Origin of the sequence: Pontivivens marinum (assembly GCF_900231835.1) — a bacterium.
GTDB lineage: Bacteria > Pseudomonadota > Alphaproteobacteria > Rhodobacterales > Rhodobacteraceae > Pontivivens > Pontivivens marinum.
In genome coordinates, this window is record NZ_OCTN01000011.1 from 1 (window position 1) to 22,438 (window position 22,438).

The 22,438-nt window shown below is 57.3% G+C and carries 18 protein-coding genes; 10 read left to right on the forward strand and 8 right to left on the reverse strand.

All coding sequences use genetic code 11. The annotated features are described in order from the left end of the window. Positions 1 to 120 precede the first annotated feature (120 nt). Positions 121 to 1,248 (forward strand): hypothetical protein, encoded by a 1,128-nt coding sequence (locus CR254_RS16345; RefSeq protein ID WP_097931910.1) that lies wholly within the window; start codon positions 121 to 123, stop codon positions 1,246 to 1,248. Positions 1,249 to 1,252: 4 nt separating this feature from the next. Here CR254_RS16345 and CR254_RS16350 read toward each other — a convergent pair whose 3' ends face one another. Continuing rightward, on the reverse strand, positions 1,253 to 2,086 hold the full coding sequence (locus CR254_RS16350; RefSeq protein ID WP_097931912.1) for a DMT family transporter: 834 nt from the start codon (positions 2,084 to 2,086) through the stop codon (positions 1,253 to 1,255). Positions 2,087 to 2,307: 221 nt separating this feature from the next. Between CR254_RS16350 and CR254_RS16355 the strand changes: the two genes are divergently transcribed. Continuing rightward, positions 2,308 to 3,486 (forward strand): O-antigen ligase family protein, encoded by a 1,179-nt coding sequence (locus CR254_RS16355; protein ID WP_180956045.1) that lies wholly within the window; start codon positions 2,308 to 2,310, stop codon positions 3,484 to 3,486. On the opposite strand, the gene rfbA is transcribed toward CR254_RS16355, so the two are convergent. The 4 genes from rfbA to rfbC are packed head-to-tail and all read right to left on the reverse strand — an operon-like array spanning position 3,456 to position 6,815. Continuing rightward, complete coding sequence (rfbA, locus tag CR254_RS16360; RefSeq protein ID WP_097931916.1) at positions 3,456 to 4,334, reverse strand: glucose-1-phosphate thymidylyltransferase RfbA; 879 nt, start codon at positions 4,332 to 4,334, stop codon at positions 3,456 to 3,458. The two genes, CR254_RS16355 and rfbA, sit on opposite strands and share 31 nt — an antisense overlap. After that, positions 4,331 to 5,233: a dTDP-4-dehydrorhamnose reductase gene (gene rfbD / locus CR254_RS16365; RefSeq protein ID WP_245851709.1), complete on the reverse strand. Its 903-nt coding sequence runs from the start codon at positions 5,231 to 5,233 to the stop codon at positions 4,331 to 4,333. Before rfbD ends, rfbA begins: the two co-directional genes overlap by 4 nt. After that, positions 5,230 to 6,261: a dTDP-glucose 4,6-dehydratase gene (rfbB, locus tag CR254_RS16370; RefSeq protein WP_097931918.1), complete on the reverse strand. Its 1,032-nt coding sequence runs from the start codon at positions 6,259 to 6,261 to the stop codon at positions 5,230 to 5,232. The genes rfbD and rfbB overlap by 4 nt, the downstream gene beginning before the upstream one ends. Next, positions 6,258 to 6,815, reverse strand: coding sequence for a dTDP-4-dehydrorhamnose 3,5-epimerase (gene rfbC / locus CR254_RS16375; protein ID WP_097931920.1), 558 nt, complete (start codon positions 6,813 to 6,815; stop codon positions 6,258 to 6,260). The genes rfbB and rfbC overlap by 4 nt, the downstream gene beginning before the upstream one ends. Before the next feature lie 352 nt (positions 6,816 to 7,167). Here rfbC and CR254_RS16380 point away from each other — a divergent pair, with 352 nt between their 5' ends. The 3 genes from CR254_RS16380 (at position 7,168) to CR254_RS16390 (ending at position 12,079) form a co-directional block, all read left to right on the forward strand. After that, complete coding sequence (locus CR254_RS16380; RefSeq protein ID WP_097931922.1) at positions 7,168 to 7,380, forward strand: hypothetical protein; 213 nt, start codon at positions 7,168 to 7,170, stop codon at positions 7,378 to 7,380. A 108-nt stretch (positions 7,381 to 7,488) separates the two neighbouring features. Then, the gene (locus CR254_RS16385; RefSeq protein ID WP_097931924.1) at positions 7,489 to 7,671 is read left to right on the forward strand and encodes a hypothetical protein; all 183 of its coding nucleotides are present in this window, start codon (positions 7,489 to 7,491) and stop codon (positions 7,669 to 7,671) included. Positions 7,672 to 7,969: 298 nt separating this feature from the next. After that, a complete protein-coding gene (locus CR254_RS16390) occupies positions 7,970 to 12,079 on the forward strand; it encodes a CARDB domain-containing protein (RefSeq protein WP_097931925.1) in 4,110 nt (1,369 codons plus the stop codon). A gap of 113 nt (positions 12,080 to 12,192) precedes the next feature. Here the strand turns inward: CR254_RS16390 and CR254_RS16395 are convergent, their stop codons facing one another. Together CR254_RS16395 and CR254_RS16400 are read right to left on the reverse strand one after the other, a co-directional pair. Beyond that, the gene (locus tag CR254_RS16395) at positions 12,193 to 13,227 is read right to left on the reverse strand and encodes a ParB N-terminal domain-containing protein (RefSeq protein WP_097931927.1); all 1,035 of its coding nucleotides are present in this window, start codon (positions 13,225 to 13,227) and stop codon (positions 12,193 to 12,195) included. Position 13,228: 1 nt separating this feature from the next. Next, positions 13,229 to 14,614, reverse strand: coding sequence for an AAA family ATPase (locus CR254_RS16400; RefSeq protein ID WP_097931929.1), 1,386 nt, complete (start codon positions 14,612 to 14,614; stop codon positions 13,229 to 13,231). A gap of 511 nt (positions 14,615 to 15,125) precedes the next feature. On the opposite strand from CR254_RS16400, the gene CR254_RS16405 reads away from it, so the two are divergent. The 5 genes from CR254_RS16405 to CR254_RS16425 all read left to right on the forward strand — a co-directional run bounded on the left by CR254_RS16405 (position 15,126) and on the right by CR254_RS16425 (position 21,264). After that, complete coding sequence (locus CR254_RS16405; RefSeq protein WP_097931931.1) at positions 15,126 to 16,202, forward strand: replication initiator protein A; 1,077 nt, start codon at positions 15,126 to 15,128, stop codon at positions 16,200 to 16,202. A 685-nt stretch (positions 16,203 to 16,887) separates the two neighbouring features. Further along, positions 16,888 to 17,571 (forward strand): sugar transferase, encoded by a 684-nt coding sequence (locus CR254_RS16410; RefSeq protein WP_145996763.1) that lies wholly within the window; start codon positions 16,888 to 16,890, stop codon positions 17,569 to 17,571. 227 nt (positions 17,572 to 17,798) lie between these two features. Beyond that, positions 17,799 to 19,028 carry a glycosyltransferase family 4 protein gene (locus tag CR254_RS16415; RefSeq protein ID WP_180956046.1) on the forward strand — a complete coding sequence of 410 codons (1,230 nt, stop codon included), beginning with the start codon at positions 17,799 to 17,801 and terminating at the stop codon, positions 19,026 to 19,028. Further along, complete coding sequence (locus CR254_RS16420) at positions 19,025 to 20,353, forward strand: oligosaccharide repeat unit polymerase (protein ID WP_097931936.1); 1,329 nt, start codon at positions 19,025 to 19,027, stop codon at positions 20,351 to 20,353. Before CR254_RS16415 ends, CR254_RS16420 begins: the two co-directional genes overlap by 4 nt. Continuing rightward, entirely contained in the window at positions 20,353 to 21,264 is a 912-nt protein-coding gene (locus CR254_RS16425) for a hypothetical protein (RefSeq protein WP_097931938.1), read from the forward strand. The genes CR254_RS16420 and CR254_RS16425 overlap by 1 nt, the downstream gene beginning before the upstream one ends. Here CR254_RS16425 and CR254_RS16430 read toward each other — a convergent pair. Further along, positions 21,239 to 22,090 carry a lipopolysaccharide biosynthesis protein gene (locus CR254_RS16430; RefSeq protein WP_145996764.1) on the reverse strand — a complete coding sequence of 284 codons (852 nt, stop codon included), beginning with the start codon at positions 22,088 to 22,090 and terminating at the stop codon, positions 21,239 to 21,241. The genes CR254_RS16425 and CR254_RS16430 overlap by 26 nt on opposite strands. Positions 22,091 to 22,438 lie beyond the last annotated feature (348 nt).

Consider the following 22,438-nt stretch of genomic DNA (forward strand, 5'->3'; position numbering starts at 1 on the left):
GGATCGCAGCTCGCTCCGAGGGGTCGGATCGAGATTAAAAAATGCGAACCGCAAATGGTGGTAGCCGGTGACGCCGTCGCCTGTCCCAAACACGGGCAGGCGACGCGCACGGCGGGGTAAATGGGTGGTTCCATGTTGACGGGCGTTACGCTCGCCTCTTGCGCAGTCGATGCGCAGGACAGATATCTTGCGGCCTTGAGCGGGGTCGCATTCCTTGAAACAGCCAGCGGATTGCAGATCATCACCGCCTCGGCAGGGGAAAATGCGCTAACACGGTTTGAGTATAATGACGGCCTGCTGGAAATAGAGACATTCCGCCTGTCGGCCCATGCGGGCCTGCACGATCTGGTGACGACCGATACCGGACTTAGCGCACTGGCCCGATGGGATAACGCGGTTACGATTGATGCGAACAGCTTTACCGCCAATGGCGCTGCAAATCTGGTTGCCCTGTCAAATACGGCCAGCGCGGCACGCAGCACGGCGGGCTTGGTCCTTGATACCCTGAAAATCGCTGATGACGACGCCACCCCCCTGGGCGATATCACCGCATTGGCCAGCCTGTCGGACGGGCGCGTGATTGCGGGTTCCGCCTTTGATACCGGCGTGGCGTTGTTGGATGCGGCGGGAACGGTCACGGATGTTGCTTTGGCCGAGGACGGGTTTTGGCATAATGGCGTCTCCGCCATTGAAACGGTCACGATGGATGGCAAGGAGTTCGCGATTGTTGCGGCCTCCGGCTCCTCCTCTCTCAGCGTGTTTGAGGTATTGGAGGATGAGCTGGTCCTGACCGATCATGAGTGGGACAATATGATGACCCGCTTTTCCGGTGTGTCCGAACTGGCAACCGCCCAAATCAACGGCATGACCGTGGTGGCCGCTGGCGGCAGTGATGCGGGCCTCAGCCTGTTCGAGCTGACGCAGGACGGCGATCTGGTACACCTATATGATATCCTTGATACAGATCAGAGCACGCTGGCCGACATTTCCGGCCTGGATCTGATCGCGCAGGATGACAGGCTGCTGCTGGTCGCATCCTCGGAAAAGGAAAGCGGCTTCACCGTTTTCGAGCTGGAATTTGAATTCGAGGAACCCGCCCCGCTTTTCCTCGATCCGCAGGTCCAGATAATCCATTTCGAGCAAACGCCCCGCCTGTCCGGCCATCAGCCAAGCCCCGCGCCACAGGAGCCAGAAGCCACAGAAAGCTGGATCGACCTGCATCTGATCGAGGATCTGCTAATTTTCTAATCCCCTATCTGCTCAACCATAGCGATGCCAAACCGGACAGCAGGATCACCCCCAACCCGATCAGGGCGAGCGGATCAGGCCAGATGCCAAACACCATAACCCCCGCCAGCGTCGCCGCGATCAGTTGCGTATAGACCAAAGGAACAATCGCCGTTGCAGGCGTGGTGCGACTGACCGTGACCAGCAGGTAATTACCGGCGGCCGAGGCAAGCGCGCTTAGCCCGATCAGGCCAACCAGCCGTGGGTCCACCTCAACCGGCAGCGCCACCACCCCCATTGGCATCAGCACCACTGCACCGACGATCAATTGCGAGATCAGCAGAAACCGCGGGCGGAACTCCCCCGCCAGCCACCGTGTTGCCACCAGATATCCGCCATAGAAACATCCCGCCAACAGGGCCATCGCCATGCCCGGCCCCGCGCCAAATCCCGGGCGGACCACCAACATCACACCGGCAAACCCCAGTGCCAACAGAATGCTGCGCACCTTGCTGACCTGCTCCCCCAGCAACAGAACGGACAGGATATAGGCCACGACCGGCCCGATGAAAAAGGCGCCGAACACATTGGCAATCGGCTCCGTCCGCAGGGCCGTCAGGATGCAGCTAATCCCTGCCGCAATCAGACCCGCCCGCAGCAAAACCCGCCAATCGAGCAAGGATCGCAGCTCAGCCCACCGCAAACCGCTAAACGGCAGCAGGACCGCCGCGGCAATGGCAAAGCGTGACCAGGCGATGAAGCTGGGCGCAACACCGCCCTGCGTCATCACCTTACCCGCCGTATCGCCGGTGACGATCAGGCACATCGCAGTGAAAACCAATAGGCTGATGCGGATCATGTTATATCCCGATTATAGCGCGTGCCCTTGCTATCCGCTGCAACAGTCCCTGCCTATCCTTTATGTCACCAAGACCTTGACCTTCACCACCCCGATGCGACTGATACTTCCATCACAAAGTGAGAACACCCGACAGCATGGAAACAGCCCCTCTCCTGCCAGCCCGCTATAGTTTAGTATTGTTGCTAATTGCCCTGCTGCCAGTCGGAGCCGGTGCAATCATGCTGGACCCTGATCGTGCGATGCTATTGGGGCTGACCGGCTTTGCTATCATGATCCTACCGCTTGCCATGCTGGCCCTGTGGCCAGAGGTCCGCAGTGGCCTATTCCCACACGGATCGCTGGCAAAGATATGCGGGCTGGTGTTCGGGCTTGCAGCTCTGCTCGCCTTTACCCGTGCGCCCCATACGGGGTTTTCACTTCTGGCACTTCAGTTCTGGATCGGCGCGTTGATCGCAGGGCGGGCAGTGCAACTGGTCATTCGAGCGCACGGCGTGCAGTTGGGCGATGCCGCATTGCTGGCAATCCTGATGGCGGGCCCTCTCTACGTCTTACTGCTTCCGCTGATGGACATTATATATAGTGAGAGCAGATCGATTGATTGGAGCCGCGACATGCCCGGCTTTAACCACGTGCGCAAAATGGGCCACCTGCTGACGGCCTCTGCTGCGGTTGGGCTGATTACCATCTGCATTCCAAACCCAAATCGCAGCCCCAAGGGCGATATTGCGCTAACGGTGCTTGGCACCTTGGCGATTGCGTTCATGATATGGAGCGGTGCCCGAGGCGCGTGGCTGGCATTACTGGCTGGAGGCGGGCTTACCCTGTTCATCGCACAGCTAGCCTTACAGCCACGACGTTCCTTTAGGTTGGTAATAGCCCTGATCGCGGCAATCATTCTAGCAATGCTCCTGCCCTCACCCGGCCCGAACCTAGGCTTTCTGGACGAGCTGCGCAGTTCAGCCTCGCATCTGGATGACCCGAACGCCTTTTCGACAGGCCGTTTGCAAATTTGGACCAATACAATAGGACTGATAAAGGATGCCCCATTAACGGGATACGGTTGGGGCCAGTTCATTCTGATTCAGAACCAATATCCATTGCCACAAGTGCACAATTTTCCACTGGAGCTATTACTAGGATTAGGGATCCCCATGGGCACCATCGTCATCGTAATAGTTCTTACGCTGTGGGTTAGGGCGAACCGATGCGCGGCGCGGGGTGGCCCAACAACGCTCACCTCGCTATGTTTGCTCAACACGATGGCGCTCTACTCTCTTGTCTCAGGTACATATTACTACGGCGTGCCTGTCGTGTTGACTGGGCTGGCTTGGGGTATTTGCCTCAGCCCGTCATCACCAGCTGGAATTCAACGATCCTCTGACAACACAGAGAGGTAGCGCGCATAATTGCCCTGCCCCATGCGCGTGGCCAAGACCGCCAACGCATCGGCACTGATCCAACCGGCGCGATAGGCGATTTCCTCGGGGCAGGCGATTTTCACACCCTGCCGACGTTCCAGCGTACCAACGAATTCCGCAGCCTCCAGCAAGCTATCGGGCGTACCGGTGTCCAGCCACGCATAACCACGCCCCATACGTTCAACGCTCAACGCATCTTCGGCCAGATACGCACGGTTCAGATCGGTGATTTCCAACTCATCCCGTGCAGAAGGCTTCAACGTCGAAACCTTCTGCGCTGCATTCCCGTCATAGAAATACAGCCCCGTCACCGCAAAGGGCGACCGCGGCTGCGCGGGCTTTTCCTCGATCGAGGTCACGCGATTCTGATCGTCGAAATCCACAACGCCGTAACGGTGCGCGTCCGCGACACGGTAGGCAAAGACGGTCGCGCCGCCCTCCTGCTCAACCCGCATACGTGCGGCGGACAGCAGTTCGGGCAAGCCGTGACCAAAGAACAAGTTGTCGCCCAGCACCAGACAGGACGGCTGCCCATCCACAAATGCAGCCCCAATCGTATAGGCCTGCGCCAACCCGCCCGGCTCGGGCTGCTCGGCATAGCTCAGCGCCACCCCCCATTGCGACCCGTCGCCCAACAGGCGTTCAAATGCGGCGCGGTCCTGGGGTGTTGTGATGATCAAGACTTCACGGATACCGGCCAGCATCAACACGCTCAGCGGGTAATAGATCATCGGTTTGTCATAGACCGGCATCAACTGCTTGCTAACGGCCTGCGTGATTGGCCACAGGCGCGAACCCGTGCCACCGGCGAGGATAATACCCTTCATGTGCGACTCTCCATCAAACGGCCAACAACAATGGCGAGGCCATCGCGCCAATTGGGCAAGGTAATGCCATGCACGTCCGCCAAGGCCGCACAATCCAGTTGTGAATTCGCAGGCCGCGCAGCGGGTGTAGGATAATCCGCCGCCGGAATACCAATAACCTGCGGCGCTGTCTGTCCATGCAGCGCGGCCAACCGAAAGGTTTCGCGTGCGAAACCGGCCCAGCTTACCGCTCCTGTTCCCGCCATATGAAACGTTCCGCGCAGCGTAGGGTCAGCCGAGCTCAGCAGATTGCGCGCAACGCCGATCACCCCCTGCGCGATATCATGGGCCGACGTTGGATTGCCGATCTGGTCCTGCACAACACGCAGCACATCCCGATCTGCCCCCAACCGCAACATGGTTTTCACAAAGTTCGCGCCAAAGGGCGAATAGACCCATGCCGTGCGCAGGATCGCATGGTTTGCACAGGCGCGCGCGATGGCACTCTCACCGGCAAGCTTGGACGCGCCATAAACGCCTAGTGGTCCCGTCCGGTCTCCCTCACGCCACGGCATTGTACCAGACCCGTCAAATACGTAATCCGTGGACAGATGAACGACCGGAATGCCCAACACCTGTGCCGCCTGGGCCACGGCAGCGGCGCCCCCCTCATTCACCGCGAATGCGTTCGCCGCATCATCCTGCGCAGCATCCACCGCCGTATAGGCCGCGGCATTAACCACCGCATCGACACCTGCCGCGCGCAGCGCTGGCAGCACAGTATCCGGCTGCGCCAAATCGAATACGGGACGAGCCAGCGGCACCACCTCCATGCCCTCACGCATACCAAGTTCAACCAATGCGCGGGCCACTTGTCCCGTCTGCCCAGTCACTGCCAGTCTCATCTGGCCACGCGTCATGTGGACAATCCACGCCGCGCGCGGGCTTCCTCACGCAGGGGCTCCCACCAGTCCTGATTGTCCAGATACCAGCGCACCGTGGCCGCCAGCCCACTGTCGAAATCATAACGGGCACGCCAGCCCAGTTCGCGCTCCAGCTTCGTGGCATCAATGGCGTAGCGCACATCATGGCCGGGACGATCCGTCACAAACTCAATCAACCGGTCATGTGGGCCACCATCAGGGCGCAGCGCATCCATCTGCGCACAGATCGCGGTGACCACATCAATGTTGCGCCGCTCGTTCCGGCCTCCGACGGTATAGGTCTCACCCGCTGTTCCGCTTGCAGCGATCAGGTCCAGCGCCGCGGCGTGATCGTCCACATGCAGCCAATCGCGCACATTTTCGCCCTGCCCGTAAACCGGCAGCGGGCGCCCATCCAGCGCGTTGAGGATCGTCAGCGGGATCAGCTTTTCCGGAAAATGATACGGCCCGTAATTATTCGAGCAATTGGAGATCAAGACCTCCAAACTATATGTCCGCCCCCATGCACGCACCAAATGGTCCGATGCCGCCTTGGACGCTGAATAGGGCGAGGACGGATCATAGGGCGTCGCCTCATCAAACAGGCTGTCATCATCGGGCAGCTCGCCGAACACCTCATCCGTGGAAACATGCAGCAGGCGCACATCCCCACCTGCATCACGCAGGGAGCGCACGGCCTCCAACACACGAAAGGTGCCCTCGATATTGGTCGAGATGAAATCCGCCGGCCCGTCAATAGAACGGTCCACATGGCTTTCCGCCGCCAGATGCATCACACGCTCGGGCCGAAATTCCGTAAAGACCTGCGACAACGCCGCCGGATCGCGAATATCCCCCTGCACAAATTGATGCGCGGGATTGTCCGAAACCTCACGCAGATTGGTCAAGCTGCCCGCATAGGTCAGCGCATCATAGCTGAGCACCTGATGCCCCTGCCCGATCAGATGCCGCACCACAGCCGAGCCGATAAACCCGGCAGCCCCCGTGACCAGAATACGGCTCATGCGAAGACCCCGCGCACTGTCTCGATTTCAGGTTGATTGCGGTCCTTGGCAGACAGGGTGTCAGGGTTCGCAATCTCGGGCCAAGTAACGCCCGCACCATCCGCATGCCCGAAATCCCACGCAAGCCCCGCATCATGATCCGGCGCATAAAACGCCGTCACTTTATATGAGATAACGGTGTTCGGCTCCCGCGTGCAAAACCCGTGGGCAAAGCCCGCCGGTATCCAGAACTGGCGACCGTTTTGTGCGGACAACTCCTCCGCATGCCATTTGCCAAAACTGGGCCCGGGGCGCAGATCCACCGCAACATCCCACAAACTACCTGCGATACAGCTAACCAATTTACCCTGCGCATGGGGCGGCGTTTGGAAATGCAGCCCCCGCATCGTGCCTGCTTGCTGCGAGAGTGATCGGTTTTCCTGTACGAAGGTCACATCAGCAACCTGCTCACGGAATTTATCCGTGCGGAAAACCTCCGAAAACCAACCCCGATCATCACCATGACGAACAGGATCGAGTGTAAACAAACCGGACAGCGACAGAGGAGAGATCATGAGCGGACCTTTGATAAACAATTAGGTCCTAGCTACAGGATAGCGGCCTAGATGCAAAACCATCTATCGATCCCGATTAGACGGGATCACAGGATTAAAACCAATGTGCCAACAGTTTTAGTTGAGACCCTACAAAGCTGCTCTTACAGGCAGAAACATCGACTTGACGTTAAGAGACCAACCGTCTCACGTATACTCTCATTCGCGTGATATGCGGTAATTGTATCCGTATTGGAAACGCTCAGACGCCGCGAATTGCTCTACTCCAACCGCTAAACGTCCCCATCTGTCTATCATCGAAACGCGGAACAGTCCGGCAGTTTCAAGACACAGATTTTAAGGGACCTAGACCATGACCAATGTTGCAAAAACACTTCTCGCTACTGTCGCTCTGACTGCCGCTCTGGCATCGCCCGTTCTGGCGAACACCTCGCAGTTGGCTGCCTCCATCGGCATCCCTGCCGACGTTGCCCAGACCCTGACCCAGGGCGAGATCGCTACAATCGGTGCAATCATCAATGACGATGAGAACCACATCAACTCCTACGCTGACTTCGCACGCTAAGGCGCACACGAATACCGGCGTGTGTTGACCACACGTTTCAATGGCTTCGTGTACCGCAAGGAACACGGAGCCATTGAGCATTTGAAATATCCGTCCGAAAGAAGCGCTATGACCCATACATTCACATTGCTTACCCTCACCACTGCGCTGCTTGTAATGGTCACCACGTTCGCAAGCGCACAAACGCATACTCCCGAGAGTTGCCTGCCCGCCGCCACAACCGACTGGATTGATACCTTGATCACCAGCCAAACTGTTGGCGGACCAACTGATCTGGTTTACCGCCCATAATCAGCCGCGATCCGCGCCATAGGGTGAGATACAGTATTTCGGCGATCCGAATTCGGGTCGTCACCGCAACAGATCGGCGGGTCTTTGATCGCATGTTTTCTTAATGCTGCACCTGCGTTGCTTTGAAAGATACCAAATTTAGTATATTTTTTTTACACAACTCAGGATAATCCAAGGATACCACCCCACTATCGACACTTGTATAGATCGATGAATCTACCCCATTTGCTTTATCTCTTTTGTGAGAGGCACTGCTGATGTAAGTTTGTACAGGAAACCACGATAGAGAGGGTCATCCATGACCGTTGCCACTAGCACCGATTACACCGCGATTCTCGCTGGAACGGATGAGCGATGGAATGCGATGGTGGGCAACGGCGCTCCGACCTTCGTGACATACAGCTTCGCCACGGCTGGTTTTGCGGCTCTGTTTCCCGATAGTGCAGCATCCGGCATCACCGAATTCGGCGCCTTCTCTACCGATCAACAGGCCAATTTCCGGCTGGCCCTCGCGGAATATGAGGCAGTGGCAGGCATTCGTTTTATCGAGGTTGATGACCCGGCGGATGCATCAATCACGATCATGAACACCACCTCGACACAGGCAGGGTTGTTGGGTGTCTCCAACCTGCCCCGCATCGCGGACCAGACAACGCAGGACTTCGGCGATATGTCCAGCAATGGCGTTCTGGCGATGACCGTCGGCATTTCAGGAGATGAGGATTACAGCCCCGGCACCCAGAATTTCCAAACCATACTGCACGAACTGGGACACGCCGTCGGGTTAGAGCATCCAAATGACAATGCCATCGATCCCGAGTTCAATACCTCCACCACCGTGATGAGCTATAATTCCGGCGGGGCCATCGTATCGACCCTACAGGCGCTCGATGTACTGGCCGTGCAGGAAATCTATGGTCCGGCCGCCAATGCCGATGACCTGACCGCCAACTGGGACGATTTCAGCGATACCTTCACCCTGACCGGCACCACGGGCGATGACGTTCTAATCGCCACGGATACCAACAGCACTCTGATCGGCGACGATGGCGATGACCAGCTATATGGCCGCGACGGCAATGATAACTTCACCCCCGGTGCGGGCGATGCGACAGTTGATGGCGGTACGGGCGACGATACGCTGTCCCTGTCCGGCGCGCTGGACGATTACGACATCACCATTTCCTCGAACCGCCGCTCGGTCATTCTGACCAGCACAGGCGGCACCACGGTGGAGGGTGTGGTGACAGCAGCCCAAATCGACACGTTCGATTTCAATGGCGCGCTGATGACCCATGATGATCTTCTGACGCTCTCACTACCCAATCTGGGGGTTATTGGCGGCTTGGGATTCTCCTCAATGACCGCCGGCATTCCGATCGATATCAGCGTCACCATCAGAAACACCAGTAATGTCACCGCCGACGCGACCGATGTTGCGGTCTATCTGTCCACGGATGAGTTTTTCGACGTTGGCGATTACGAGATTGGGCGCAGCCCACTGGCCAGCCTGACCGGCGCCACAAACGCCGATGTCGCGGTGCGTCTGGATGCGCGGACCGATATTCCACAGGGCAGCTACTACGTTTATTACGTAGTTGATCCCGATAATATCATCGTTGAAAGCTATGAGTTCGGCGAAAGCGCCTATGCCGGCAATGCAGCGCGACTGACCGATCCGATCACATATACCAATAACAGCGTCACCGCCCCCACCGTGCCCTATGACGTGACCGCCCGTCAGGAAGTCGCGGCAGATGTGGACGACCTGTTCATCGATGCAATCTATACCGGCGAATTGACCGAGGAAGGCGCGACCGCGTTTTCCTTCGCGAATTCCAGCAATGCACAGGGGCTCAAGGCAACCTTCACAGGCACCGCCCTTGATGGATCCTCAGGTATTGTCACCGGCCTGACCTTCAGCGTTGCGGGCCTGTTGAACGGCCAGCCCGCAGATATTCCTGTGCTCAGCTTTGGCGGCCTGTACATCCCGCGCAGTGACCTGATCCCCGCGCTGGCCGCTGCGGCAATCGGCAGCCCGGCCTCCTTGCAATTGCTGCTCGATGATCATGCGATCAACTATACCGGCTCAATCGGCGATGACCGCTTTTACGGCGCTGCACAGGCCGACGAGCTGCGCGGTAATGCAGGCAATGACACGCTTGAGGGACAGGGCGGCAATGACACCCTGACCGGCGGTGATGGCAATGACAGCCTGGATGGCGGCACCGGCGCCGATATCCTGACCGGCGGCTTGGGGGACGATACTTACGTGATCGACGATGTTGGCGATATCATCGTTGAGGGCACGGATGAAGGAACGGATACAGTCGCCACCACGCTGTCCAGCACGACACTTGCTGATAATTTGGAAAATCTGATTTTTGTCGGAACGGGTAATGCAAACCTAGCAGGCAATTTCGCTGCGAACCAAATCGAGGGCGGTGCGGGTGATGATACCCTGAATGGAAACGCGGGTGCTGACAATCTGACAGGGATGGGTGGCGATGACCTGTATATAGTCGATAACTCAGGTGATGTCGTGACCGAAATTGCGGCTGATGGCATCGACACCGTGTCCACACAGATCAATTACGAACTCACCGCACATGTTGAAAATCTGATCTTGACCGGATCAGCCACTGCTGGTTTCGGCAATGCCGAGGGTAATGAAATTATCGGCAACGCGCTGGATAACGACATTCGCGGCGTGGCCGGCGATGACACCCTCTCCGGCGCGGAGGGTACGGATACCCTGCTCGGTGGTGATGGCAACGATGTTGTGTCCGGTGGCAATGGCAACGATCTGGTCGTAGGCCATGGCGGGAATGATACGCTGGACGGCGATGCCGGCGCGGATAGCATCTATGGCTATAACGACGATGATCTGGCACGCGGCGGGCTGGGCAATGACCTGATCCTGGGCGGCGCGGGCAACGATACGCTACAGGGTGACGACAATAACGACACCCTGAACGGTCAGGACGGCGACGACTTGATCGAAGGCGGCACCGGCGCGGACACCATGTATGGTGGCGACGGTGAGGACACGATGCTGGGCGGTGCCGATAACGATCTAATGTACGGCCATCGCGGCGATGACAGCATGGATGGTGGTGACGGCAACGATACCATTTACGGTTTTGACGAGAACGACCTGCTGTTGGGCAGCAATGGAGACGACGAGATTGCCGGCGGTAACGGCAACGATGAAATCTTTGGCGGCGCGGATAACGACCTGCTCTCGGGCAACCGTGGCGATGATACGATCGATGGCGGTGACGGTAACGACACCATCTACGGTTATGATCAGGCAGACGTGATGCGCGGCGGGCTGGGCAACGACGAAATCTACGGCGGGTCCAGCGGCGATACCCTGCAGGGTGATGGCGGTAATGACCTGTTGAACGGTCAGGACGGAAACGACTTGATCGAGGGTGGCGACGGCGTTGACACATTGCACGGTGGGGACGGAAACGACACCATGCATGGCGGCGCAGATAATGACTTGATGTATGGTAACCTTGGCAACGATACACTGAACGGAGATGCTGGCAATGACACGATCTACGGCTTTAATGACGACGATCTGATCAGCGGCGGCCTAGGCAATGACATGCTGCTGGGCGGCAATGGCAACGACTATATCACTGGCGATGACGGCGATGACGATATTTCCGGTGGCACGGGTGCCGATACCCTCTTCGGAAATAATGGTGACGATACGATCGATGGCGATGACGGCAACGATACCATCTACGGCTTTGGCGATAATGATGTGATCAGTGGCGGGTTGGGCAACGACTTGCTGCTGGGCGGAACCGGCAATGACACACTAGATGGCGGCGATGGTGATGACGAACAGAACGGGCAGGACGGTGATGATCTGATCCGCGGTGGAACAGGCGCGGACACCCTTTCCGGCGGCAGCGGCGATGACACTATAGTTGGCGGCGATGACAATGATGAACTGTTCGGGAATAGCGGCAACGACACGCTGGATGGCGGCGATGGCGATGACATCGTATATGGCCATAATGACGATGATGCTATTACCGGTGGCCTGGGTAATGATCAGCTGTTCGGCGGCAATGGTAACGATGACGTATCCGGCGGTGACGGCGACGATACCATCGATGGCGGCACAGGAAATGACATACTGTCCGGCGGTGCTGGGGCCGATACGTTCATCTTTGTCGCGGGGAATGGACAGGACACGGTCACCGATTTCGAGGCCGGCGTAGACTTGTTCGACCTGACGGAGCTCGGCTTTACCACCAACACCGAATTTTTGGATGCGATCACCCAGAACGGCACTGATGTTCATATCGATTTTGGCAGTGATGAGCTGATCATTCAGAGCGCGACCGAGGCGGATATTGAGACGCAATCTTTCTGGGCGATCTAACCTCTTATTCAAAATGTCGGCGTGGGTTATACCGACGCCGACATTCCTAACGACCGTATATTCGGCTCCGGTTTCGCACGCGAAACCATTGCAGGCCCAAATTCAACTCTGCCCTATTTCGGGCTATCGGATTCCAAAATCACCTCTAACGCCCCGGCCAGCATTTGCGCCTGATGCGGCGTTAACTCATGTCCCGCAAACTCGAGCCGACTAATGCCCCCCGTGCGGTGCAGCGCCACGGTGGCACCATTGGGCAATCGATGTTCGAATAACGGTTTCGCATACGAAACCTTGCCCGTGTTTCTGGAGGGTTTCGCATGCGAAACCTTGGCATTCAGCGCCGCGTCCAGCACCGCATTTTGCCCGGCCGCATCCTCAAAACTGCCCTCGCTCAAGACTTGAGCCAAGCGTGCGCCCTGCCCCGCGCGGATCGCCTCGGCCAAGCGCAAGCCCAGCCGTTCGTTCACCGATTGCGGATATGTCAGCGCATTGCCCAGTTCCTGCACCACCAAAACGAAGCTACGGATTTTGGAGCGCCGCGCCTTGGACCCCGCCGCGTAGAGGGCATTTACCGCCTCCTCGACACTCTCGAACACCTCGGCCTGTGCGGCCATTAGGGCGACGCGGGCGCGCTCGAAATGGCTGACATCCTCGCGTATCTCGTTTTCCTCGACCATGGCGACATAGGCCCCCCGCAGGTCGTCCGGCTGGCGGATAAACGCCTTGATCGTGGTAAAGCGTGTATCCTCGGGATGTTGTGCAGCCAACTCCACAACCGCCTGCATTCGTCGGTAGCCAGAGATCAAACCGAAGTGGTAGGGCGGCTGTGCGTCGCTCTGCATCACTTCCACCGGCATCCGCTGGCCATGCTCCAGGATTGAGGCACGCAGGGCCTGCATGCCATCATCCGTGGCGCTGATGCGGTCACGGGTCAGATGGGCGATATTGATGCTGCTCAGCGGGATGGCGTGCAGCAGCCGTCCGGCTTCATCCGCCATGGCCAGCGCACGCGCACCGCCGCCGGCGCTTTCGCCTGCGACACGCGCAATGGGGGGGGCTGCGGCATCGGGCATACCCATGGATTTCGCCTCAGGGGCAGGGCGGTTGGCGGCCAGCTCGGTCGGGTCCAGTCTCTTGCGTCGTGCCATTTTAGCTCGCCTCCGTTTCGGTTTGTGCGCGCTCGTCACGCCTCCACGCACCGATCAGCATTTTTTTGAACATCGCATAGGTTTGGTCAAAGGTTTCGCGCCCGCGCACATAGGTATCGCGGTTAAAGTCGCGGTAATCGGCCTCGTAAATACCGTTCACCTGCTCACCCGCCTGACCGATCAGGGCGGTGAAATCCTGTCGGTAGGGGGTCATCATGCCGCCCATCCAGCCCTGTATCAGCGTAGCCATCTCCGCCTGCTGGGCAGCGTCATAGCGGGTCAGGATCGCGGCGACGGCATCCCATTCAAACTTCAATTCCGGTTGGCCAAGGGCGCGCGCCGCCGCATTTTCTCCCCGCTCGATGGAGGAGAAGGTGGCATGCAGCATGTCGAAAAACCGGCCCGTGCTGTCAAATTCCAGAAAGCTGGCGCCCAACGGCACCATCAGGATATCGGCAGCGGCCAAACCGTTGATCGTCAGATATCCCAGCGCAGGCGGCGTATCGAGGATGACGATATCGTATTCATCCAGCACGCCATCCGCCTCCAGCCGGTTGTTCAGCGCCTCCCACAACTTCCATCCACGCGCGGTGGTGCGCCAGACGGGGATTTGAAATTCGGCCCAGTACAGGTTCAGCTGCGCGCCGATCAGGTCGATATTGGGCCAGTGGGTTTTGGAAATGATGTCCTGCGAGGTGATCTTCAGCGCTTCGGCCAACATCTCGTCAAAGGGCAGGGGGCTGTCGCCACGGGCCATGCGGGAGCGGTTTTCGGCCTGTAGGCTTTGCGCGTAATCGCGGGCGATCAGGGGGAAAACGGTTTGCCATTCATCCTCGATCGTAGCGCCGAAGATAGACGACATTGACCCCTGACTATCTAGATCAATCACCAGCACGCGGTAGCCGTCCAATGCTGCGCTCATGGCGAGGTGGGTTGCGGTAGCCGTCTTGGCGACGCCGCCCTTGAAATTGGCCACAGCGACGATTTTTGCGGGTAGATCCTTAGGCCGATAGGGTTGGTATTCTTTGTTACGCGATCCCTCGGTGGCGAAGTGTTCGCGTAGGGTTAGGACCTCCTGCAAGGTGAACCATTTGGCGCCGGCCTCTGTTTCGGAAACGCCTTGGGGCAGATCAGGGTTCGCACGCAAAACCCGCCGGAAATGGGCGGGCGCGATAGGGATCAGATAACGGGTGATTTCCCAGGTGGAGAATCGGCGTAACTCCTTTTTGCCATCGGGGGAATGGCCACGCCTGGCCAGATCATCACGGCCCTGGGCAACGCGAGCGGCCACCTCTGCGAAGTCGGTAACGCCGACCCCGTCTGTCAGGGCATCAGCAGCTTGATCCGGATCTATGTTGAAATAGGGGGGCAGGGGGTGATCTGACATCGGGCAAAGCCTGTCTGCTGGCCCTGCTGCGCGGAGATGTTTCGTGCAGTCAGGGATGGGTGCGAGGGCTTTCTAAGCATGAAACCCCATACATGTATCGACATTCCATAAAGATACCACAAAACGTATTACATACAACAATTTAGGTGATGTAATTTGGATTGGTAAGCTTTTTCAAAGCCTTATCTGATGAGTTCAGAGTGTCTGTTGGGAGCTCCTTGTGCAAGAACCTAGTTATATATGTGTTATTTATTGTGTTACGGATGCAAAAATCATTTGCAAGTATCTGTAATAAAATACCTTTCTTCTGCTACGCGATTCCAGAACCACGATTGAACGACTCTGGAACCACGTTTGGGCGATTCCAACCCCACGAAAGGTGAGGGGTGCTGGGCTCTGTGGAAAATCTCAGCAAGGTGATATGAAACCACGATAGGCGGAGGCGACTTAAGTTGACCCCGTGTTCCCGCGCAGACGGGTCAGGCCGAGCAGCCTGAAAGTGAGGTAGACGATGGCAGCAATTGATCCGGCGATCTCCGCCGTGCAGAGCAGCGGGCAGGACTTTTTTCTGTGCGATATTTTGGGCGCGATCCCCAAAGACGATATGGCGAGCATGGAGCACCCGGTTTTCTCGCTCAGCACCCGTCCCGACCGGCGGGTGCTGAGTTACACGCATAATGATGTGCAGATCGAGATTACGCCCAGCGTCAAAGGGCTGGCCACGATCCATGACAAGGACATCCTGATCTATTGCATCAGTCAGCTCATCGGGGCGCTGAACGCTGAACGTCCGGTGTCGCGCAAGCTGACATTGCGGGCGCATGATCTGTTGGTCGCCACACGGCGTGAAACTTCGGGCGATGGGTATCGCCGGTTGGTTGCTGCATTGGAGCGTTTGGCAGGTACGCGGATTACCACCAACCTCGTGACGGGAACCGGGGATAAGGCGCGCAGCGTGACCGAGGGGTTCGGTCTGATCGAAAGCTGGCGCATCGTGCGGGCGAATAAATCGGGGCGGATGATTTCCGTCTCCATCACGTTGAGCGAGTGGTTGTTTCGGGGTGTGACCTCGCGATCTGTTCTGACATTGAGCCGTGATTATTTTGCCCTGCGCAAACCGCTGGAGCGGCGGGTCTATGAGATCGCCCGCAAACATTGCGGCCGACAGGAGGAGTGGCGCATCGGGCTGGAGGTGCTGGCGCGTAAATCCGGCTCTGCCTCGGCGCTACGGGTGTTTCGCAAGATGATCCGCGATCTGGTCGCCTCGAACCACTTGCCTGATTACACGCTGAGCTTTGACAACGATGTGCTGACCGTGCACCCGCGTGCAGCGATCCAAGTTGTGACCCGGGATGCTGCCCCGGTTTCGCACGCGAAACCGGGGCAGGGTGGGTTGTTCTTGGCCCCATCCACCTTGGACGCCGCGCGTGCGATTATGCCGGGCGCGGATGTGCATGCATTGGCAGGAGACTGGCGCAGGTATTGGGCTACGAATGGGCAGGTGCGCGTTAGTGACCCGGACGCTGCATTCCTTGGCTTTGTTCGGGCCCGCGCAGGACATATTGAGGGGCGCCCCAAGCGCCGATAAGTTTATGTTAACTGAACGTGGCTAATGCGCCGATTTGCGAATCACGCAGGCTTTTCCCGAAATATCGCCGCATGGATTCGATGTTTTGCCTGAAAATGAGCCATCGACGGCACGGTGCCCAGAAATTACACGCCGCGATGTTTTCAGGATGACTGAACGCTACGTCGTGATCATGGCCAGCAAAAAAACAGCAATTTTGAATGCTTCCTATAGGTGACTATGCGTCATGTAAGCGGACCATAACTGTAGTAATACAGAGGAGCTTGTGCGGGTGGCATAGCATATGTCCTGTCTAGGGATGATGAGCCAAGCCGTTGAGGGTTTGAGCTAATTTGCCAAATCCTTACAAGGAGTGGCGGGTGCGATCATGGCAAAACACCCATTTCCCCAGACCACATGAGAGGGCTGGTTAGAGGGCGTGGATCGATATGTTGCGCTGCAAAAAACAGAGTTCTTGACCGAAAAACTGACCGCGAAAACGACGTCTGCGGGTAAAGCCTGAATGTGGAAAAATACACGTACTGACTGTGAATATTGGAAAAATCAGGCTTTACGTTGAGTTTTGAAATTTAATTAATTACTATTGTCTGCATCAGACGATACTTTTGTGCGGGCGCGAAGTGATGCTATCCGAACTAGATGCTTTTCGGGCTATTGCGTCGCTAGGTAGAAAGTTGAGAGTGCAGTGAAAGATCTCGAGATAATGGAATCCCACGAGGCGCGCAGATTGCACGCCACCCCATTAAAACCAGTTTCATACTATAATGATTATGGCCTCAAACGTATGATTGACCTGTTGGGTTCGGCAGTGCTTTTGATTATACTATCTCCTGTCTTTCTGTTCTTTTGGCTGGCAATTCGCCGAGATGGTGGGCCAGGCTTGTATTCACAGCAACGTGTTGGCCGCCACGGAAAAATATTCACCTGCTGGAAGCTGCGCTCGATGTGCGTAAATGCTGAGCAGCGCTTGGCCGAGCATATCGCCAGCGATCCTGTGGCCGCGACTGAGTGGGCTGTTTCGCAAAAGCTCAAAAATGATCCGCGCATCACCTCTATCGGCCGGGTCATCCGTAAATATTCCATCGATGAGCTACCCCAGATCTGGAATGTTCTGCGTGGTGATATGAGCTTTGTTGGGCCCCGTCCTTTTATGCCCTGCCAGCAGGAGCTGTATTCCGGCGACACTGACGGGTATTATGCAACGCGTCCGGGCATCACTGGCTTGTGGCAGGTTTCATGCCGTAACGATGCCAGCTTCGCAACGCGTGTTGTTTACGATTCACGCTATGCGGCAGATCTCAGTCTGATGAACGACATTCGCATCTGTTTGGCCACAGTGCGCGTGGTTCTGCGCGGAACGGGCCACTAACGCCGGCCAAGCAATGTTTAAATTAGATCGTCCGGTATCAGGAAAGCTATCCTGCTGCCGGACGTTTTCGTTTGGGGTGATCCGAATGTGATGGCGGCCTTGGCGCGCGGCTCAAATCGCCCGTTCAGCTATGGCGCACAGTTTGCTAGCAAAGAGATGCGCCTGTTTCAGGCAGGCGCCACCCCGGCATGATATCAGCGGGCGAGGCAAACAGGGGCGTTGGATCTATGTCGCAGGGAACCGTACGAACAGGGCCTGAAAACGTTGTTCTGGTCAGCGATTTTGCGAATATTAACGGCGGGCAGGCCAAGGTCGCGATCGACACCGCCGTTCTGTTGGCTGATGCGGGCATCAACGTCCATTTCTTTGCCGCGGTGGGCATGCCGGATGCCGCATTGTCCCATCCACGGATCGCGGTCGAGGTTTTGGGGCAGCACGACATTCTGGCCGAGCCAAACCGGATAAAGGCCACCTATACCGGTATCTGGAACCGGGCGGCAGCGGCGGCATTGCGCGCGTGTCTGTTAAGGTTTGATCCATCAAATACGGTTATGCATTGCCACGGCTATGCCAAGGCCCTGTCCCCCGCGATCGGGCCCTTGATGACGGATGGGCCGTTGCCCTGTGTGTACACAATGCATGAATATTTTCTGGCCTGCCCGAATGGCGGCTTTTATGATTACCAGAAGGGCGCGATTTGCCATCGCCGTGCGCTTGGCGTTGGCTGTCTGACCACGCATTGTGATGTGCGCCACCCCGCGCATAAGATCTGGCGCGTTTTGCGGCAGGGCGCGACCATCGGGCCGGGGCGTATTCCGCGGCGGCTTAAGGACGTGATCTATATCTCGCAAACGCAGCGCCGGATCATGGCACCCTATCTGGCGGACAGCACGCGCCTGCATTATGTGCCCAATCCGGTTGCGCCGCCCGACCTGCCGCCAGTGGATTTTACCGGCAACGATCTGTTCCTGTTTATCGGGCGGCTGAATCCCGAAAAGGGCGGTCTGGTTTTTGCCCGTGCCGCACGGGCCGCCGGGGTGAAGGCGGTTTTCGTCGGTGACGGTCCCGAGGCGCAGGCCATTCGTGCCGCCAATCCCGATGCGCATATCACAGGATGGCAAACACCCGCGCAGGTGCAGGACTGGATCGGCCGCGCCCATGCGCTGGTTTTTCCCAGCCTGTGGTCCGAGACATTCGGTCTGGTTGCATATGAGGCGATCGGCCGTGGGGTTCCGGTGATTTGTGGCGATTGGAATGCCGCGCAGGAGGGGGTAGAGGATGGGGTGACTGGTATCGTGTACCATCACCCGACTGTTGATGCGTTGGCCCGGGCGATATCGGGCACAGGCAGATTATCCCCGTTCGATATATCCGATCATATCGAGAAGTATTCCAGGACGCGATATTTCAATAACTTGATGAAAGTTTACGAAGCGTCCATTAAAGGTCACTTATGATTTTTGCGGTTATAAGCTTTGCCCTATACGCAATACTTCTGGCAGGTATTGGGTTTCTGGGCGTTCAGCGTGCTCGACCTGCATTGATATCGACCGCACTTATACTTGCCGTTCTGACGATCTTCAGGCAGTTCATATATTATTTAGGGCTGGATCAGCCCTATCCGCAGGGGTTTTTCAATTATACCGAATGGAACCTGATCCTGCGGGCCAATCTGGTTTGTATCGCGTGGATCGTGATTTTGTTTTCCAGTTATCTCGCCTTTACCCCCGCGGCGCATCTGTTCACATCCCTGCTGCCCTCCGGCCCGAATTTGAGCGTTGAAAAGCCGCGCGGTGTCCGGGTGATGGTGCTGGCTCCGGCATGTTTTGCGATTTTGGGCACGCTCTACCTTGTGCTGCAATCGGGCGGCGTTGCGCAGTTTCTGTATGATTCAAAGGTGGCCAAGGGTCTGCGCGGTTTGTTCGTCTTTCAGGAGGCGACGACGCTGGCCTCTATACTGGCGCTATACGGATTTATCATATGTCTGAATAAGGAAAAGACAGGTATACGCAGGATAAGCCGTGGTTCCGCAGGATATATATTCATCATAATCGCGTCGATGGCCGTGAATTATATTTGGGGAAACCGCTACAATATCGCGCTGATGGTGGTTTCATCGGGGATCGTCTGGCATTACTGGGTCGCGCGGCTGAATATTGTGAAGGTGGTGGTCTATGCCCTGCTTGCCATGGCCGCGCTGGAGGCACTGCGCAATTTGCGCGGGGAGCTGGTTTCATCCGCGACGGGGCGGACATTCTCGACCTATTCCAACCCGTGGCTCAGCCTGTCCACGGCCCTGCATTTTGTCGAGTTCGACGCGCTGATGCTGGCGTTGCGCGATACCGGTCATCTATTCGATTTCAGGCACGGGCAGGATTTTATCAATGGTCTGCTCAGCTGGATTCCGCGCAGCATCTATCCTGAAAAGGAGACCTTCAATATCGGCCCGTGGTTCCGCCGTGTGTACCAGCCGCAGATCATCAATGGCTGGCCGGTGACCACGATGGGCGCGTGGTATGTGAATTTTGGATATTGGGGCATCTTTCTGGGGGCCGCGCTTTCGGGATGTGTGCTGCGGGTGTTCGATATGGCGTTCAAGGGGCTGAGAGAGGATCCGTGGAAGGCGGTGATCGGGATCAGTCTGGCGATTTTCATGTTCGAGGGCGGGGTGAATACCGGATTTCCGCAAAAGGTCTTCTTGCTGATCCTGCCGCTTTCATGGGCGTCATTCTGGATCCGCCTCATGAACCGGCCCGCGCCGCCGCGATCGGGGGGGAAGTGATGGGCCGCTCGCTGATCCTGGTAACAGGTGCGCCGCGCACCGCGACAACGCCGGTTGGCAATATGCTGGCCAGTGCCAGAAAAACAGTATCGCTTTATGAACCGCTGGGCCCCACGGGGATGAGGCGGTTTCAAACATGGTTTCCCATGGCCGGCGATCCGGGCGCGCAGCAGCTTGGCACGCTGGTCGAGGATTTGCGCGACTTGCGGATGCGTGGGCTGAAATCGCAGCAGCGCGGCGGGGTCTTTTCTGTCAAACGTGCATTTCTGGGCAGCCGCACGCTGCATTCCTATCGGGTGGCGCGGTTGCGGATCGGGGCGGAGCACCTGATCTGGAAGGATCCGCATGCGATCTTTCTGGCGGCGGATATTGCAAAACAGGGTGTGCCGGTGGTTCTGACCATTCGGCAGGCCCGGGCGCATGCTGCCAGCTATCTCCGGCTTGGCTGGGTTTCTAGAGCGGGTGAGCTTTACCCGCGCTGGCGCGATCGTTTTGGTCGCTGTGATATCATTGAACGGTTCCTGCCCGATGCGGGGGAGGCTGTGACTTCTGCCGCGTTATTGTGGCGCATGTGCTATCTGCCCTTTTTGCAGCAGGGGGTGCTGGATCATGTGCATCTGGTCACGCCCGATGCATTGATGCAGGACGAGCGCGCCTGTTATGCGGAGCTGTTCGGCAAGCTGGGTCTGGAGCAAAGCGCCAGAACCCGCGCAATGTTGCAGGCCCCCAGAAGCGATGCGGGCAACCGGCCCTCACGCGGGACAACCCATGATTGGGGGCGCTCGGTCGCGGCGGTGAATACCTATTGGCGCGAGATCCTGACGGCGGATGATCTGGCCAGAATTCACACGATCACCGGCGATATCGAGGGGCCGATCCTGACATCTATGCCCGGTACAGAACCGCACTGAAATAGGCGGTGCGAAACAGGGTGGTAGCCACCATCGCCATCCCCGCCCCGTTCAGCCCGAAATAGTGGATGCCGATCACGGTAAAGGGGATGGTCGTCAGCAGGGAGGCGGTTTGAACCACCCTGAAAATCCGGAAATTCCGCTGTGCGATCAGCGCGGCCTGTATCACCGCTGAAATCAGGCGCAGGGCAATCGCGGCCGAAATCCACATCAGCAATCCATATGCCTGTACATATTCGGGACCGAAGGCGATGTTCAGAAATGGTTTCCCGATTAGATAGGCCAGTCCCATGCCCACCGCCGAAACCAGCGCCGCCGCATATAGGGCCGTGCGGATCCGCGCGAAGAAATCCCGCCGGTTGCCCTCGATCCACAGCTTGCTGAGATGCGATCCGATTGCCTGCTCGATGGTGACGAACAGCCCCACGCTGGCGCGCTGTATGAGCGAGATCGTGGTGTAATAGGACAGGGCAACCGTACCGATCAGGGAATATACAATGAATCTGGGTATATTGGTTTGTAGCGATGCGAAAAAGTGGCCGATGCCCAAGTGAAATGTGTTCTGTGTTAGCGAACATATTCGCCTTATGCTCGGGTCAATTCTGATATACTCGCCGCTTTTACGAACGGCGGGAAAGTCGTGCATTATTTGCACCAGAACCAATATGATCGTTTGCACCCAGAACGCCGTTTGCGCATCCCGCGTGATGTATAGAACGAGGCCAAAGCATAGCAGCAGGACAGGGCCGCGGATCAGCAAGGAGCGTGCCACGAGGCCGATCCGTCCGGCACGTTGCAGCACGCCGTAGCAAAGCTCGGAATGCATCTCGACAGCTTTCATCACGCAAATGGGCACGGCCAGCGCTATAAAATCCGCGTTCAGAAATGAAATTATGATAAGGCTGATAAAAACAAGCAGAATAGATGATATCGACTGTACCGACAGGAATGTACTATATCTGAATTCTCTGTTGATATCCGTGGATAAATTGGGTCGCAAACCCATCAGGAACAGCATATATAGTGGCTGAACCACTGCCATAATATACCCGAATTCCGCAACAGTATGTATATTTGTAAGGTTCGTAAGAAGTGAAAGAACGCCAAGCTGACTGATAAGGTAAACCACATTGGCGGCGCCAAGGCCGCCGATCTGGCGCATAATTTTCACGAC